Source organism: Paenibacillus sp. FSL K6-1558 (assembly GCF_038002565.1).
GTDB lineage: Bacteria > Bacillota > Bacilli > Paenibacillales > Paenibacillaceae > Paenibacillus > Paenibacillus polysaccharolyticus.
Map to the genome: position 1 here is coordinate 4224883 of NZ_JBBOCV010000001.1, position 16939 is coordinate 4241821.

The 16939-nt window shown below is 47.1% G+C and carries 18 protein-coding genes; 13 read left to right on the forward strand and 5 right to left on the reverse strand.

All coding sequences use genetic code 11. The features are described from left to right. Nucleotides 1-124 precede the first annotated feature (124 nt). Both MHI38_RS18350 and MHI38_RS18355 read right to left on the reverse strand, forming a co-directional pair. Nucleotides 125-1006, reverse strand: a complete 882-nt coding sequence (locus MHI38_RS18350; RefSeq protein WP_308723020.1) for a permease prefix domain 1-containing protein — start codon at nucleotides 1004-1006, stop codon at nucleotides 125-127. Beyond that, entirely contained in the window at nucleotides 972-1340 is a 369-nt protein-coding gene (locus MHI38_RS18355) for a PadR family transcriptional regulator (RefSeq protein WP_373323270.1), read from the reverse strand. The genes MHI38_RS18350 and MHI38_RS18355 overlap by 35 nt, the downstream gene beginning before the upstream one ends. Nucleotides 1341-1582: 242 nt before the next feature. On the opposite strand from MHI38_RS18355, the gene MHI38_RS18360 reads away from it, so the two are divergent. From MHI38_RS18360 to MHI38_RS18420, 13 genes are all read left to right on the forward strand, one after another. After that, complete coding sequence (locus tag MHI38_RS18360) at nucleotides 1583-1735, forward strand: hypothetical protein (RefSeq protein WP_186809862.1); 153 nt, start codon at nucleotides 1583-1585, stop codon at nucleotides 1733-1735. A gap of 8 nt (nucleotides 1736-1743) precedes the next feature. Further along, entirely contained in the window at nucleotides 1744-2298 is a 555-nt protein-coding gene (locus MHI38_RS18365) for an ATP-binding cassette domain-containing protein (protein WP_308723018.1), read from the forward strand. 358 nt (nucleotides 2299-2656) lie between these two features. Then, nucleotides 2657-2926: a hypothetical protein gene (locus MHI38_RS18370; RefSeq protein ID WP_308723017.1), complete on the forward strand. Its 270-nt coding sequence runs from the start codon at nucleotides 2657-2659 to the stop codon at nucleotides 2924-2926. A gap of 784 nt (nucleotides 2927-3710) precedes the next feature. Next, entirely contained in the window at nucleotides 3711-3896 is a 186-nt protein-coding gene (locus tag MHI38_RS18375) for an aspartyl-phosphate phosphatase Spo0E family protein (RefSeq protein WP_341181507.1), read from the forward strand. A gap of 308 nt (nucleotides 3897-4204) precedes the next feature. Continuing rightward, entirely contained in the window at nucleotides 4205-6130 is a 1926-nt protein-coding gene (locus MHI38_RS18380; RefSeq protein ID WP_341181508.1) for a cache domain-containing sensor histidine kinase, read from the forward strand. A gap of 5 nt (nucleotides 6131-6135) precedes the next feature. Beyond that, entirely contained in the window at nucleotides 6136-6912 is a 777-nt protein-coding gene (locus MHI38_RS18385) for a response regulator transcription factor (RefSeq protein WP_154959973.1), read from the forward strand. A 244-nt stretch (nucleotides 6913-7156) separates the two neighbouring features. After that, the gene (locus MHI38_RS18390; RefSeq protein WP_308723014.1) at nucleotides 7157-8452 is read left to right on the forward strand and encodes an ABC transporter substrate-binding protein; all 1296 of its coding nucleotides are present in this window, start codon (nucleotides 7157-7159) and stop codon (nucleotides 8450-8452) included. Nucleotides 8453-8553: 101 nt separating this feature from the next. After that, entirely contained in the window at nucleotides 8554-9456 is a 903-nt protein-coding gene (locus MHI38_RS18395; RefSeq protein ID WP_341181509.1) for a hypothetical protein, read from the forward strand. Nucleotides 9457-9533: 77 nt separating this feature from the next. Beyond that, nucleotides 9534-10367, forward strand: coding sequence for a carbohydrate ABC transporter permease (locus tag MHI38_RS18400; RefSeq protein ID WP_373323273.1), 834 nt, complete (start codon nucleotides 9534-9536; stop codon nucleotides 10365-10367). After that, nucleotides 10360-11205, forward strand: coding sequence for a carbohydrate ABC transporter permease (locus MHI38_RS18405; protein WP_341181934.1), 846 nt, complete (start codon nucleotides 10360-10362; stop codon nucleotides 11203-11205). Before MHI38_RS18400 ends, MHI38_RS18405 begins: the two co-directional genes overlap by 8 nt. A 102-nt stretch (nucleotides 11206-11307) precedes the next feature. Then, entirely contained in the window at nucleotides 11308-12654 is a 1347-nt protein-coding gene (locus tag MHI38_RS18410) for an FAD-dependent oxidoreductase (protein ID WP_445667215.1), read from the forward strand. 180 nt (nucleotides 12655-12834) lie between these two features. After that, nucleotides 12835-13152 (forward strand): transposase, encoded by a 318-nt coding sequence (locus MHI38_RS18415; protein WP_090921784.1) that lies wholly within the window; start codon nucleotides 12835-12837, stop codon nucleotides 13150-13152. Nucleotides 13153-13163: 11 nt separating this feature from the next. Continuing rightward, complete coding sequence (locus MHI38_RS18420; protein ID WP_341181302.1) at nucleotides 13164-14027, forward strand: IS3 family transposase; 864 nt, start codon at nucleotides 13164-13166, stop codon at nucleotides 14025-14027. A 418-nt stretch (nucleotides 14028-14445) separates the two neighbouring features. Here the strand turns inward: MHI38_RS18420 and MHI38_RS18425 are convergent, their stop codons facing one another. From MHI38_RS18425 to MHI38_RS18435, 3 genes are all read right to left on the reverse strand, one after another. Next, a complete protein-coding gene (locus MHI38_RS18425; RefSeq protein WP_154959977.1) occupies nucleotides 14446-15096 on the reverse strand; it encodes an amino acid ABC transporter permease in 651 nt (216 codons plus the stop codon). A 70-nt stretch (nucleotides 15097-15166) separates the two neighbouring features. Next, nucleotides 15167-15889: an amino acid ABC transporter permease gene (locus MHI38_RS18430; RefSeq protein WP_090918871.1), complete on the reverse strand. Its 723-nt coding sequence runs from the start codon at nucleotides 15887-15889 to the stop codon at nucleotides 15167-15169. Between the two features lie 141 nt (nucleotides 15890-16030). After that, on the reverse strand, nucleotides 16031-16870 hold the full coding sequence (locus tag MHI38_RS18435; protein ID WP_341181511.1) for an ABC transporter substrate-binding protein: 840 nt from the start codon (nucleotides 16868-16870) through the stop codon (nucleotides 16031-16033). Nucleotides 16871-16939 lie beyond the last annotated feature (69 nt).

A 16939-nucleotide genomic window follows, 5' to 3' on the forward strand; every position in this document is an offset into this window, starting at 1 on the left:
GAAATTGGTACCTACCATAAGAGTATTTCGAATAGTATGAAATCGATATATACATGGAAAATAAGCCAGCTCTCATAATTACAAGCGACCTATTTTTTAATTAAACATTATATATCATTCCAACTCATCCAGCCTGAAGCTTAGATTTAAAGATCAGCTTCTTCAATGAACTTAAAGTGAAAAACAATACAAGACACATACCTAATTTTACACCGATATCTGAGAGACGTTGAATATTACCAGCGGCAAAAACGTTGTATCCATTGGTGACAGCTGAACTAAAATGATCCCCAAAGAATAGATAATATGATCCGAAAATGACCATATGAGAAACTGTATACAAGATAGAGAAGGCGAAGGGCATCAAAGAGATGTAGATATTTTTGCTGATAACAAACAAAATGAGTGTTTGAACAGCTAGGATCAGACCACCAATAAGCATGAAGCTATTGCGCCCTGAAAAATCATAAGCGCCGCTGAAAAATAAATTCTCAAAAAGCGTAAATGAATCGAGGCCACCAAACATATTTTTGAAAAGACCCAGATATGCCTGCAAGTATCCTAATCCAAATAAAATGGGAACCGACAGTAGGCACCAACGATCAGTGTTTTTGCGAGTCAGCAACAGAGCACTGCTCAAGGCACATATTGTAATGAAGGCTACAGGGAGAAGTTCGATCACTCTGTTATGAACATCATAATAATGAAGAACTACTCCTGCGAACAGGGAGCTAAAATACAGGATTAAGCTCATGATTATAAACTGTAGGATCAGTTTACTTGATAGACCATAAGTCTCTTGAGTCAATTTAGTTTTTATGCTGATCGGATCGCCAAAAGACGCTATAGCTTTGGTGGTGGCTTGTTCTTCAGTGCATCCCTCATTGATATGATGCTCCTTGGAGGAGTGTAAATGAGTAGCCATTTCTTCGGCTAAATCGCTACGTTCTCGTTTAGATAAGAATGATTTCTTAAAAACTTGGTCTAAATAGGATTGAATGTCCATTCGCCGTTCCTCCTAAGAAAATATTAATGATATGTGTATTTTGTTCCCATGAGGTTTTGATCGATTCAAGTCGAAGTTGGCCATCATCTGTTATCCTGTAATATTTTCGTCTAGGGCCACCTTCTTGATCACCCCAGTAGCCCTCAATGTAAGAATTGGCTTCCAGCCTCTTTAATGCAGGATACAGCGTACCTTCCTTCAGCAGAAATGCTCCATCGGTGACTTGATTGATATATTGAGATATCTCATACCCGTATGCATCCCTTTGACTCAGAATGGAGAGCACAATACCATCGATATATCCTTTGATCATTTCATTCTTCAACTGATACACCACCTACTATGTAATTCTATGTAGTTAAATTAACATATATTTGAAGATGGTTCAAGAAGATAGAGCAATCTTTGGGCTCTATATTGTATGAATTCATCCTTTTGATAGAAGTTGACTATATCTAATAACATTTCTTATAGAATACTATAAAATATTTAGAAAAATATTATATAATTGGAATATATTTATCTGCGTTAACTTTCAATACAGCATGTAACAATGGATCAATTGGAGGTTGATTTTTGAAGATAACTCGTGAATACTTCCGTCTGTTTACTAAAATGATGTTAAGCAACAAAGTGGCATTCGTATGGTATCTGTTATTTCCCCTTATTGCGTTTTTCATTTTTAACTATCAGTGGTTTACCCAGGAGCCTGAGATCACTTTGATCTGATCGCAAATGTGATAAAACGCCCGCCAGAAATACAAGGTATTCCTGATGAGAAGGAGATCATCTACCAGCTGCAGGGTTTGTTATTTCCTCTAACCTTAAAGGCTAAGGATCTTTTTCGTTTTTTTCTGTATTCTGACCACTCCAACCGTATTGAAGTGAATAATGAACCTTATGTAGATGAAGCTATGAGTCCAGCTGAGGTTGATTTGGTACAGCGTGTATGGCATATGGAGTTTGGGCAACTATCTGTTGGGGAGAGGCGCTATCTGTGTATTTTGGCTATCACATTAATGAAGAGGAAATTGTACATCTTTGACGAGCCACTAGCGGGAATCGATCCTGAGATGCGTTATCATATTCTAAAAAGGATCGAAAAGCTTGCACTCCATAATGAGTGCACTGTACTGGTCTCGAACCATCACTTGCAGGATATTGCAAATATCCAGTGTGTTCTGCATTTTATTCATCAAGGTAAAATAACCTTTAGTGGGTCATATGAGACATTTATTGAAATGGGAGATGGAGTGAATCCTGACTTAGCGTTTTTGGAGCAGGTGAAGTAGGGAGAAGTGTTGCATTTTCAAAAAACGCAGTTACTCATTTTTAATTTTAACCGAGGACGGAGAGGGGAAAAGCTATTTTTTATTTTCACATCCTAGAAAAGGAAGAATGTAATGCTCTTTCTAAAGAATTATTTTTACAATATTATGCAAAGCATAATATGTTATAAAAAGCACTTGTAGTCATTAGCAAAATATATAGCTTACTCATATTAGTGGTACTTATGAATGTGAAGAACCAACGGGGTTATATTTTTACTGGCGAGATACTATTGGTTAATGACTAGACTTGATTTCACAATTTTGGTAATTTAATAACGCATACAATAGCGATACTATATTACTAAAGGAGAATTTAAATTTGAAAAGTAAAATGAATTTCTTAGTTCCCCTTATCTGTTCTATTATATTATTTGTTATTGGATTTCAGTTTATTGCTCAAAGTACTGATTGGGGTATGGACAAAGCTATGTTGGTTTTGGCAGAATACCAAAATGTAAAGTCTGATACCTCTGATATCTTTGGTAGTTTTATAAACTCAGAGATTTGGTCGTATAAAATTGAAGGAATATTATTGATATTTTTAGGGATGTTAATGTTGTATTTAGCAAATTCATTACGAAATAAATAAGGCAGGGGCTGTCCCATAAGTCATAAAATTGGCTAGGGACAGCCCTGTTTTCTAAATTGTAGCAACAAAAAAATGGGTCTGGCAAAACGACTTGATCTGATCGCAAATGTGGTTAAACGTCCGTCAGAAATACAAGGTATTCCTGATGAGAAGGAGATCATCTACCAGCTTTGCCACTTGCCCTTACTCAAAATTGTACGACAATAATTACCAGTAAAGAGTTAACTTGTGCAACAAACTGTGCTAAATTGAAGATAATAAAAAAGAGCAAGGATGCGCTAACATCCCTACTTTTTACAACAGCCGCTTCTAAGGGTGGTGGCTGTGCATAGGTAGCTGAAATAGATCATTACCTTAGCGGGGGCGGTCTATTTCTTTTTGTTTTGATTATTTAAGCAATTAACACCGAATCGCCACAGCCATCACCCTTGCAGCGATTAGAAAAAAACGATTGATATGACAGGGATTGCATTCGACACCAATGGGTTTTATTCATCAAGGTAAAAACACCTTTAGCGGATCATATGACACATTTATTAAAATGGGTGATGGGGTGAATCCTGACTTGGCGTTTCTGTGAAATGTGGATGGATCACGATATGTGGATAAAACATAAGACCGCGTATCCATATGTTGTATGTATTTTTGATTAATGGACATATTTTAAAATACTTAAGTTATGAAACTAAACCTTTGCAAACAATCATTTGATTTTGCAAAGGAATAAAATATGAATTTTTTGGCAATGTATCCTAAAATGATGTAAAACGAGGGGGTGCATGCTATGGGTGAACCGATGCAGATTAAAGATCGAATTGAACGGGATAGGCAAAAGTTACGTCGGTTGGCGGAGAATCATGGCATGCAGGATAACAAAGTCCTCGAGCAGTCCATGGTGTTGGATGAGCTAATCAATGAATACTATCGTTTTCAATATAAACATGTGATGAAGAGACAACCGATTGCTTAATGCAGTCGGTTTTTTGATGTGACCCAAAAGAAGCCGACTGCAAAACTGCATTCGGCTTTTTAATGTTTTCCGAAAGATAAATCACGCTCCCCCAACTTACTCCCAGAAGAGCCCTCCATCTCACTCACCTCCCTTTTGAAATTCCGTACTAAATCCATAGCTTACAGGATCGTCACGACATCTCTAAACTGGATATGATGACCTCAATTCACCCGGAATGGATGCATCTGTTGGTTCCAACGGATTGAACCATTTCATCGAACAACAGCGAGGGTTCATACAATGAAACGAAGGAGGGGGACAAGTGAATGGCAGAAAGGACACTGAAAGGTTTTCGTTCTATTCGAGATTTCATAGGTTTCAGCTCGATTCGAAAAAGCATAAACCTGCGCTCCAAGCTGCTAGTGCTTTTTCTGGCATTAACGCTCTTGCCACTTAGCTTGCAGGGGGTGATGAGCTACGCCCATTTTTCACAGACGCTGGATAAGAAGACGGAGCAATTCACCATTGATATGGTGCGGCAGATCAACACAAATTTGAACCGGCTGCTCAAGGATATGGAGCGGTTGTCGCTCTTGCCGCTTTATGACGAGACCGTTCTTAGAATCCTGCGGAAGTACGATGGGGCGATGGGTTCAGGGACGTGGGCCAAGTCGGATGATTATCAGAAAATGAAGCTGTATACGTCAGCTCAAGCCTATGATCGGCCAGAGATTCGAGGCATTCATCTGATCAGCAACAGCGGCATCCTGTTCTCCAATCTGGACTCCCTTGCGGTCAAACCCGTCTGGGACGGCAGCCAAGAGAAATGGTTTGCCGAACTGAGGGGCACCGAAGGCGTATGGCACTTGCTTCCTCCACATATTCCCGGCTACTACGTAAGAGGTCAGGAAGCGGAATACATCAGCGTGGGCAGAGAGCTGCGTGATCCGGGAACGCTACAGCGGCTGGGGTACATTTTGATCGATATCCGGCTGGAGGCATTTGGACAGCTATTATCCAACCTGAATTTTGAGCAAAAGGCAAGTCTGATGATCGTGGATAGCCAGCAACGTCTTATTTTTGAAAAAACGTCAACAGACGGCTTATCCGCTTATGCTCCTTTGTTATCTCATGGAAAGCTTCAGGATTATGCAGACAATCAGAAGATAGAGCTGGAGGGAAGATCTTATCTCCATGTAAAGCATCATTCAGGATATTCAGGGTTGTCCGTGATCAGTCTGACGCCAATTACGGTCATTCAAAAGGAGTCTGGGGAGATGCTGACCTTTACGATGGGACTTGCTCTTCTCTGTATGGCGGCTGTAGCGATCCTCGCCGTACTCGTATCGTATAGGGTCACACGTCCGCTTATCCGTCTGAAACATCATATGATTCGTGTGGAACAGGGGGATTTCAGTCAGCGGGTTACTCAGTACAGCAGTGATGAACTGGGGCAGATCAGCAGGGGATTTAACCGGATGATGGAGGAGATCCACCGTCTGTTCCATGAGGTGTATATGCTCGAAATTCAGGAACGGGAGGCTGAATTGTCGGCGCTACAGAGCCAGATGAACCCTCATTTTATATACAACACACTGGAGTCGATCAACATGATGGCTGTCCGCCAGAGGCATGCCGAAGTATCTGCCATGGTGACAGCGCTTGGCAGGTTACTTCGATACACCATTGATAAGGCAGATCGCATGGTGACGCTGCGGGAAGAGCTGGCGTTTGTCGATTCTTATGTACGAATTCAGCAAGTGCGTTACAACGGTGAACTGGAGATTATTTATGACATGGAGGAAGAGGTTAACGACTGTCTTGTTCCCAAGCTGATCCTGCAACCGCTGGTGGAAAATGCAATCTGCCATGGGATCGAAGGACGGCTAGCAGGCGGCAGCACGGGTGGTAATAATGGCGGCATGATCTGGGTATCTGCCGTTTTATTCGATCAGGAACTGCTCATCAGTGTTCGGGACAACGGCAAAGGGATGGAACAGGAGGAGCTGGATCGGTTAAATGCTTCTGTCTCTGGGCAGACCGTTTCTGGGCAGACCGTTTCTGGACAAAACGTATACCCAACCGCTAATCCCATTCTGCATCGTCATGCCGGGGAAAGTCTGGGGTTGCACAATATCGCTCAAAGGCTGCATCTGGTGTATGGAAAAGACAGCGGACTAACTGTTGATGGCAGCCCCGGACAAGGGCTGGTTGTGACTTTATCCATTCACCTTCAACGGAAAGGGGATTGATACGCATGTATAAAGTACTGCTTGTGGAGGATGAAACGGTGATTCGTCAGGGGTTACGAGAGTTGATTGTACAGGCATCCCCTCAGTTTCAGGTGGTGGGGGAAGCGGCAAGCGGAGCCGAGGCATTGGAGGTACTGCGCTGTGAAGTGCCGGATGTACTAATCACGGATATCCGTATGCGCGAGATGGATGGATTGACGCTGGTTTCATTAGCGAGAGAGATGTACCCTGATCTGCTGATGCTTATCATCAGCGGGTACGGGGAGTTCGAATATGCACGCAGGGCGATGGAACACGGGGTATTAAGTTATCTTTTGAAGCCAATCGAACGTCATGAACTGGTGAAATGTCTGCAAAAAATACAATCGCTGCTGGACCGTAGGTATGGTCTCTCCACACTTCCCATCCCCGAAACCTCTGGCGCAGCCAACCCGGAACACGGGGAACCTCGCAAAATTATTCGTAGCGTGAAAGAGCATATCCACCAGCATCCCGATGGTGATCTGCGGCTCCAGACGGTTGCTTCACTGGTCAATCTGAACCCGACGTATCTGAGCCAATTATTCAAAACCGAGACGGGCATCAACTATTCGGAATATATCGCGGAGGCTCGAATGGAACGTGCCAAGTGGCTGCTGGCCAACACCGGACTCAAAATCTATGACGTTGCCCGGTTATCTGGATATCAGAGTCCGAAACATTTTATGTTGGTTTTTAAACAGCAGATGGGGTGTACGGCAGGGGAGTACCGTGACGGATATGGTGTACAGCGTGGGGAGTAGTAAGAAACAGAGAGTAAAGGCAAGGGATTAGCACTAGTACAATGCCTCTTGGTTTAGAAGAGTTTGGACGAGCGAAGTATAGAGAGCATTTAGGCGAGTACTGTATGAGGGCAGGGACAGAGCCACGAGTAAATCTCTTTAAAAAACGTACCATTTCTGCAACTGACGTGATTTAGGAGCAAGCAGCGCTTTCGATATACTGGGGTGGCACAGGAATACCATAACGTCCATAAGGGGGATTTCCATGAAAAAGGCAGGACTGATGCTGATTCTCGCGCTTATGATCACAGCTCTAATCGGGTGTACTAGCACCAATACGGGCGGGGGTTCTAACGCCTCTGGTGGAGAGAACGACAAGGTAGAGCTGAAGTTCATGATGTGGGGCAATCAGGCACACATTGATGTGTACAACAAGCTGATCGATGGCTTTACCAAAGAGAATCCGGGCATTAAGGTAACGATGGAATCGGTACCCTTTGCCGACTATCAGCAGAAAATATCGGTGCTTGCCGCTGGCGGATCGCTTCCTGATCTGGCCTGGGTATCGGAACGCATGATACCACAATTCAAGTCCAATCACATCCTGGCCGACGTGTCGGCGTTCAAGGATGATGCACAATTCAAGCTGGACGATTACATTCCCAGCACGCTGGATCTCTTCCGTGAGGGAGATCAACTGTTAGGCTTGCCGTTTTCCACACCGCCTGTGGTGATGTTTTATAATCAGACGCTGTTTGACAAGGCTGGGCTGACCGATCCGAATACGCTGGCTGCCAAAGGCGAGTGGACGTGGGAGCAGTTCGAGGCTTCTGCCAAAGCGATAACCAGCAAGGATGCGGCGAATCGCATCTATGGGGCTAACTTTTTTCGGGACTGGAAGACCTGGGCCGTGCTTTCTTCATACTCCTGGTCTAACGGAAGCGGGCCGTTCAACGAAGATATGACAGCGTTTACCTGGAATGACCAGTACGGTGTGCAGACCTTCGCGATGCTGGAACGCATGATGTTTACCGACGAATCTCACCCGAAAGCGGGCGAACAGGTGAGCTTTGATGCAGGCAATGTGGGCATGTTCTTCGATAACTACAGCTATGTGTCCAAAGCGAGGGAGATCAAGGATTTTGAATGGAGCATTGCCCCTATGCCGTCCGGTTCACAGGGCAGCGTACCGATGCTGGGGCAGGCGGGCTATGCCATGTTCAAGGATAGTAAGCACCCGGAGGAGACGAAGAAATTGCTGAAGTATTTTGCCAGTGAACAGGGAACGCAAGCAACCGCGACGTACTTTGTGCCTGCGCGTACTTCGGTGCTGAACTCCGATGCTTTCATCCAGCAGCCGAACAACCCGAGCAAAGAGCATATCGTGCAGGCGGTCATTGATGAAATGCCGAAAGCTCGTCTGATTCCTGGACATATCCGCTGGCAGGATATTGATAACGCGGTACTGCAAGGTTTTGACCGATTATTCGCCCGTACAGCCTCGCCAGAGGAAAATTTGAAACAAATGCAGACGGAAGTGCAGCGCATATTGCAGCCCTGAAGAGTTGGAGAGTGAAGGAGTGCGGGAGATGAAGCGTAAATAAGATAGAGCGTAGGGAAGACGGGAAAATGACGGAAAGAAAAATGACGGAAAAAAAGTGAATGGGGCGTATGCAGAGTGAGAGAAGTGAGAGAAGTGAGGGGATGAACCAGGTGGAAGACATGAAGAAGGGTCAGCGGACGGAGCAGACCAAGGAGTCGCAACAGATGCAGCATTCTCAGAGTTGGCAGAACTCCCAGAACCCGCAACATTCACATCAAGTCGATCAACTTCGGGCTAAGCAGCATGTGCAAAAGACAGGTCAACTGCAAGCCATGCTGGAGCAAAAACCGCTGTCGCTCATCGTCAGTCTGCCCGGGAACGATCTCGCACTGGCTCGGGCGGCACGGGAGGAAGGTGCGGATGCTCTGAAGGTGCACTTTAATGTGGGCCATCGCGCAAGTGGCAACCATTTTGGTTCTCTGGATGAGTACACCGAGGTATTTCGGGCGATCCGCTCGGAGTTCGCTGGTCCGTTCGGCGTTGTGCCATCCGGGAGTATCGAAGGGACACGGAGAGAAGATGTGGAGCGCCTGGCGGATCTAGGCTTTGATTTCTACTCCATCTATGCGCATCATCTGCCTTCTTTTATGCTGCAAGACTTTGGAGTGGAATCTACGTTTGCGATTAACAACGAGTATGATGTGTCTTTAGTGGCATCTGCTGTACATTTCGGCTTTACTGCATTGGAGGCTTCGATTGTACCCGGCAAAGAATACGGCACCCCGCTCAGCTTTGCGGACGTGCTTCGTTATCGGCAACTGGTCTTGCAGGCCGGGGTACCGGTACTTGTCCCTTCCCAGCGTAAATTGGTACCGGAGGATGTTCCCGTGCTTCACCATAGCGGCATCAAGGCGATTATGCTCGGGGCCATGGTTACAGGCAAAACGGAGGATGAGCTGCGTAGAGCGGTGAGTAGCTTCCGCAATGCCATAGATCGTCTGACTGGGAGGGATGGCTCGTGAGCCGATCCAAAAAGCGGAGGCGTGGAGGGCCGCTCGCCAGGGAAGCGCAGATTGCTGGCTGGTTGTTTATTTCACCGATGGTGCTGGGCTTTACTTTGCTGCTTCTGTTCCCGATGGGGCTTGCGTTTTATATGAGCCTGACGGATTGGCCGCTGCTTGGGGATCACCATTTTATCGGACTGAACAATTACCGGGATATTATGACGGACGCCATGTTCTGGGAAGTGCTTGGCAATACGGTTTACTTTACGGCAGGTCTGGTGCCGCTGAATATCGTACTCGCTTTGCTGCTCGCCCTGCTCTTATCCAAAAGCATTCGAGGGATTGGCCTGTTCAGAACGGCCATTTTTGTCCCGGTGATGACGTCATTAATTGTCTGGGCCATCGTGTGGAAGCTGATGTATGCAACAGAGTCGGGGCTGATCAATCAGCTATTGCTGATGATGGGCATTAAAGGCCCTGCCTGGCTATATGATCCGAACCTGGCCATGCCTGCGGTCATTGTGACGAGTGTGCTGAAAAATGTCGGTCTGAACATGGTGCTGTTCATTGCAGCACTTCAGCAAGTCCCGCGTTCCTTGTACGAAGCGGCGACACTGGACGGCGCGGGCAGAAGGGCTTCTTTTTTCAACGTCACCCTGCCTATGATCACGCCGACCGTATTTCTGACCGTCGTGATGACCGTCATTGGGTCGCTCAAAGTATTTGGACAGATCTATGTCATGACCCAAGGCGGGCCGAGCAACAGCACGAAAGTTCTGGTCTATTACATCTGGGAAAAAGCGTTCAAGCTGTTTCAGTTCGGCTATGCTTCGTCCCTTGCGTATGTGCTGTTCCTGATTGTGCTGATTCTGACGCTGCTGCAATGGCAGCTTCGAAAGAGGTGGGTGTTTGGTGAAGGCGATGCCTAGTTTGTCAGGCCGAAGGTTCGGGGCTGCGGTTGGCACCTATTTGATACTGTCGGCAGTTTCGCTGATCATGATTGTTCCGTTGATCTGGATGGTCTCGACATCCCTCAAGGAACCGCAGAGCATATTTACCTATCCGCCGCAGTGGATACCGGACAGCTTGCAATTTCAGAATTATATCGATGTGTTTCGATTGATTCCGTTTCACCGTTTTTACGGGAATAGTGTGTATATCTCTGCGTTGGTGGTGCTTGGCACGGTGTTTTTTTCCTCGCTTGCTGGGTACGCCTTTGCCAAGATTCCGTTTAAGGGACGGAATGTGGTCTTTCTCATTTTGCTGAGCGCGATGATGATTCCGCATGAAGTCACAGCGATTCCGATGTTTCTGTTTATGCGGCAGCTGGGGTGGATCGATACGCATCTTCCGCTGATTTTATTGCCGATCTTTGGCGCGGGCGGCGTGTTTGGCATCTTTGTGATGCGGCAGTTCTTTATTACGGTGCCCACCGAGCTGGAGGAAGCGGCCATGATTGATGGCTGTAGCCGATTTCGGATTTATTGGCAGATTATGCTTCCGCTTGCCAAGCCGGGTATGGCGACGCTGACGATTTTTACATTTGTGACGAGCTGGAATGAGTTCTTCGATCCGTTGATTTTTATCAATTCGAGAGAGGTAATGACGCTGCCGCTGGGGTTGTCCCTGTTCACGGATGAGGTGGGCACAGCCTGGCAGTATTTGATGAGTGCAACCGTGATGGCGACGGTGCCGCTATTGATCGTCTTTTTCCTGGCGCAGCGGCGTTTCATTGAGGGAGTGGCGATGACGGGATTGAAGGAGTAGTCGGGATCGGGAAGTCAGACAGACAGAGGCACGATGCATCAGGCATCAGGCGATTGGAAGGGCAGCATATCGTATGGAAGGGAGAGGGCATGTTTGAATGAAGTGGCGAATGTCAAAAGGGAAACGGCGAATGTTGTCGTTGTCGGAGGCGGCCCCGCGGGAATAGCGGCGGCGATTGCAGCAGGGAGGCAGGGTGTTCGCGTGGTGCTAGTGGAACGCTACGGATTTGTTGGCGGGATGTCAACGGCTGCTATGGTCTACCCGTGGATGACGTTTCATACCGAGCAGGGTGAGCAGGTCATTCGGGGGATTGCACAGGAGATTGTGGATCGCTTGCAGGCACGTGGCGGTTCTCCCGGGCATCTGCGTGATACGGTTGGTTTTGTGCATAGCGTGACACCGTACGATCCGGCCGTCTATCAGGTGGTCGCGGCAGAAATGTTGAAAGAAGCGGGTGTTCGGCTGTTGCTGCACAGCTTCGTAGATGGTGTTACTACGGTGGATGACCGAGTAGAGGCGGTGCGAGTGACGAACAAATCCGGTCAGCTGGAGCTTCAGGCGAACGTATTTGTCGATGCGAGCGGTGATGCGGATGTGGCTTATCTGGCTGGGGCCACTATAGCGAAGGGGCGGGAGGAAGACAGCCAATCTCAGCCCATGACGATGAAATTCCGTATGCGCGGCGTGGATCTCGGGCGTGTGAAGCAGTATATGCAGGAGCATCCGGAGGATTTTTATGAGAAAACACCTTTTGCCGAACTGGACACGATTCCGTTAACGGGCGTGAGCGGCTTCTATTCACACTGGAAGAGAGCGGCAGTGCCGATTCAACGCGATCAGGTGTTATTTTTCACCGGACCGGCGGCTGATGAAGTGTTGATTAACTGTACCCGGGTGCAGGGGCTTGATGCCACCAATGCTGTGGATTTAACCGAAGCTGAACAGGAGGGACGAAAGCAGGTGCTGATGATTGCCGAATTTCTGCGGAATGATGTGCCTGGTTTCGAACGAGCTTCGATCTCGGCTGTAGCCCCACAGATCGGCATTCGTGAATCCAGACGTGTCATTGGGCATTATGCGCTGACTCAGGAAGATGTCGTTGCAGGACGGAAGTTCGACGATGTCATCGCTAGAAGCGGTTATCCTATCGATATTCATGATCCCTCCGGGCAGGGCGTGACTGCAGCCTTTATTGAAGGAGATGGTGCGTATGATATTCCCTATCGTTCGCTGCTCTCGCAAAATATCAGCAACTTGCTGGCTGCCGGACGCTGTATCTCCACGACACATGAGGCTCACGCCACAACCAGACTGACCCCAAGCTGTATGGCAACGGGAGAAGCTTCGGGAACAGCTGCGGCTATGGCGGTAAAGCTGAAACTTCCGCCTGCAAAGCTTCCTGTATCACTGTTGCAAGCAGAGTTGCGTCAAAATGGTGCGGCAATTTGAGCGGAAAAGGGAACGAAGTTAGGGTAACCGCACAGTGGTGAAATTCTAACGATCACCAGAAGCCTTATTTGGGCAAAAAAGTAGACAAAAAAATTCTAACGATCCCCAGTGGAGCTAGAATAAAAAGTGGACACCCGTTAACGGACGGAAGGATAATAAGGCTAACGGAGGTGTGTCCACATGGGAGAACAACGGCAACGATACAATGAAGAATTCAAGAAACAAACGGTAAAATTTATTCAAGAACAGACCAAGACACTCGGAGACTTGGCAGAAGAACTCAACATTCCAAAAAGTACATTACACCAGTGGATGGGCAAGTATCGTGAACTTAAACATGAGCCCGTAGCTAGCGTAGATCGAGTGAAAGAACTGGAAGCAGAGCTTAAAGAAATGCGCCGGTTACTTCAAGAGAAAGAGCATACGCTTGCGGACACGCAAGAGGAACTGGCTATTGTAAAAAAAGCAGTGCACATCTTCAGCAAACCAAAGAATTAAGATTTCAGTTTGTGGAAGACCATCGCTCCCTGTTTTCTTTGGAGAAGATGTGCACTCTGTTACACGTGTCACGGAGCGGATATTACAAGTGGCGGATGGATCTAACCAGTAAGCAACAGCGCCGGAGAACTGAAATCATGAAGCGTATTCGGTTTCATTTCTACGACCACCAGAAGCGGTGTGGGAGTCCGAAAATTACGTATGCGCTCCATCTGGAAGGATACAAAATTTCTTCCCGTACCGTCAGTATATACATGCGTCAAATGAATCTTCGTTCCGTGCACAGTCCTCGGTATCGTGTCCAGACCACGGATTCTAACCATCATCATCCCATTGCACCCAATACGCTGAACCAGCAATTTCAAACGTCCAAACCGAACACTGCATGGGTCACCGATATCACCTACATTCCCTGCCGTGGAGGCCGGTTATATCTCGCCAGTGTTCTGGATTTGTGTACGCGTGAGATTGTGGGCTGGCGCCTGTACAACCATATGGAAACGAGCTTGGTGTTAGATGCATTGAAAGATGCTTACCAGGCCAAACGCCCCGCTCCAGGATTGCTCCATCACTCGGATCGTGGCTCACAGTACACGTCAAAAGAATACGTGGAGCAACTGAAATCGTATGGTATGGAGCTCAGTATGAGCCGCCGAGGAAACTGTTACGATAACGCATGTATCGAGTCTTGGCACAGTATTTTGAAGAAGGAACTCATTTACTGTAACCCTCGTTTTAAGAATCCAGAAGAGGCGTATAACGCCATTTACCAGTACATTGAGTTCTATTACAACCGCAAGCGAATGCATGGTGCGCTGGGTTATCTTTCCCCTACTCGTTTTGCGAAGAAGTTTACGGACAAATCCGTCGCGTAAGTGTCTACTTTCTTGACATTGGTCCACCAGTGACGCTATTTTGCCAAGATTGCTCGGAATGGGGCGGAAAATGGCCTGAATCAGCAAAATAAGCTTCCTACGGATCGTTAGAATTGAAAATGCCTCAAAAATGGCTAAATAAGCTCATCTGAGATCGTTAGAGTTCAAAAGCTCCAATTCCACGAAAAATGTGGAACGGGAGCTTTTGAACGTTGAACCGTTACTTTGTTTAGCTCGTATTTTGGCAGTTCCACTTCGAGTATTGAAGCTGGACAGTTGAATCGCGAGCAACCGTAGCGGTAGCCTCAAACTGTTCAACATGGAGCAATAGAGTAGCTTAGCTTCAAACCATTGCTACAAGCAATGGAGACCAAAGGAACTGAACCTAAGCACCTGGAACAAAACAACGCCCACCTCCCTAGTTCATTCGTGCCTCAAGTCTTCTGGCAACGATCGAGAGGGAGTAGTTGATGATGAAATAGAGTACAGCAGCGAGCAACAACGCCGGGATGATGTAATCGAAGCTTTGACCTCCAAGGATCTGCACATTGCGCATCAGCTCCGGCAGGGAGATGATAATGGCCAGTGACGTATCCTTCAATAGTGAGATGAACTGGCTGACCATGGGCGGAGACATGCGGCGCAGTGCTTGTGGCATGATGATACCGATGAGCGTCTGCATGTAACTTAGGCCAGAGGAGCGGGCAGCTTCCACCTGACCACGTTCTACAGATTTAAGGCCGCTTCGCACGATTTCTGCGATCATGGCGCCTTCGAACAGACTCAGTCCTACAACCGTGGACCAGAAGGGTGGCATTTTAATACCAAGCTGTGGTAGCACGATATGGATAAAAAAGATGATGAGCAGCAGCGGCAGGTTACGAATGGTATCTACGATAACCGCCACAATCTGGGAGAGGACGGGGATTCGTGTAAATCGTATCGTACCGAGCAGTGTGCCCAGCACAAAGCTGAACACAATGGATAAGCCTGCAACTTGAAGGGTCACCCAAAATCCTTGCAACAGGAAACGAAGGTTAGGCCACTCATAGGCCCCGCTAAAGTCCATACATCCGATGCCTCCTTCGGTGAGCGATATATGTTCAATGAATCACCACATGTGACTGGGTAGTAATACCCTACATCGTAACCTGCCCGGCAGGTTTGTTTTTCTTCGGTTTACCTTTAGGTTTGCGCGCTTCTGCATCACTCTGTCCAAATCTGCGTTCCATATAATGCACCAGAAAGCTGAGCGGTAAGGTCAGTATCAGATAGAACAGAGCAACGATGGTGTAGACGCTTAGTGGCTGGAACGTATCGGAGTTCACAATGTCGGCAAAATACATCAAGTCCATGCCGGCCACAACCGCCAGGATGGATGAGTTTTTGACCAGATTAATAAATTGATTGCCAATGGAAGGCAGTACAATTTTGATGGCCTGCGGCAGGATGACCAGATTCATGGCCTGTACATAAGACAGTCCCGATGAACGTGCGGCCTCCAGTTGACCTCGAGGTACAGTTTGGATGCCTGCCCGAATCGCTTCTGCGATGAAAACGGCCGTGTATATGGTTAGTCCCAGTGTGCCCGCGACAAATCCATCCAGAGAAATACCCAGCGAAGGCAGTCCGAGATAGAAAAAAAACACAACCAGCAACAAGGGAATGTTGCGGATAAATTCAACAAAGGCCGTACCAAACCAGTTCAACGGTTTGACCGGTGAGATTCGAAAGATCGCCAGAATGGCCCCGAGTACAAAGCTGCCAATCAGAGCCATCACGCTCACTTGAATTGTATTCAGAAATCCTTCCATAAAGCGGTCGGAGTGTCTGAACAGTACGCTGAAATCCAATGTGCCCATAACAAGAGCCCCCGTTCTCCAGGTGTGAAAATAAAACAACAGCGCATCTGCTGCATACGTATTTCTCGTATACGGCAGATGCTTGCAGTGTATATTGAATGTTTAGCTGATGGTAGATTTGCTCATCATCAGGTACTTGGACTATTCAGGCTTGCTACCTAGCCACTTTTCATGCAACGTGTCATACTCCCCGCTATCCTTCAGGGCTTTCAGCATCTTGTTCACTTCTTCTACAAAAGCCGTATCGCCCTTGCGAATCGCCATGCCGTATGGCTCACTAGTGAAGTTGCCGCCAACCAACTTGTAGTTGTTGTCCGTCTGCTGCATGCCGATGAGGATGATGTTATCGGTCGTCAGCGCCTCGCCTTTGCCTGCTTTCAGCGCTGTAAACGCATCTTGATAATTATCAAACTCCAGCACGTCGGCTTTCGGTGCCTTCTCGCGGATATTCTGTGCAGACGTAGAGCCTTTCACGGCAAGCACTTTCACACCATCCAGGCTCTCCAGACCAGCGATGGCACTGTCGTTTTTCACCAGAAGGGATTGGCCTGCCTCGAAGTACACATCACTGAAATCCACTTGCTCTTTACGCTCATCCGTGATGGTCATCGTCGCAATGATGATGTCGATATCTCCGTTTTGCAGCATCGGTATCCGTGTTTTGGACGTTACTTCTTTCAGTTCGACCTTCGTTTCATCTCCCAAAATCTGCTTGGCCAGTGCCTTGGCAATATCGATATCAAAGCCTTCCACATCTCCACTTGCCGGGTCTTTGAGTCCAAATAACTTCGTGTCATATTTCACGCCAGCAATCAGCTTGCCGCGTTCCTTAATCCGTTCAATCGTACCTTGCGCTTCCGCATCGCCCCCACCGCTCGCGGAGGGTGTGTTTGTACCAGTGGAGTTACAGCCAGACAATACAAGAGATAACATGAGCACCAACATTAACGTTAAAGACGGGAACTTCATATTATTGTTCATCAATTTAAGACCCCTTTCAAAATGTGGAGTGAGCATAAATGATTGGATTAACGTCTGGGTGAAAGTACG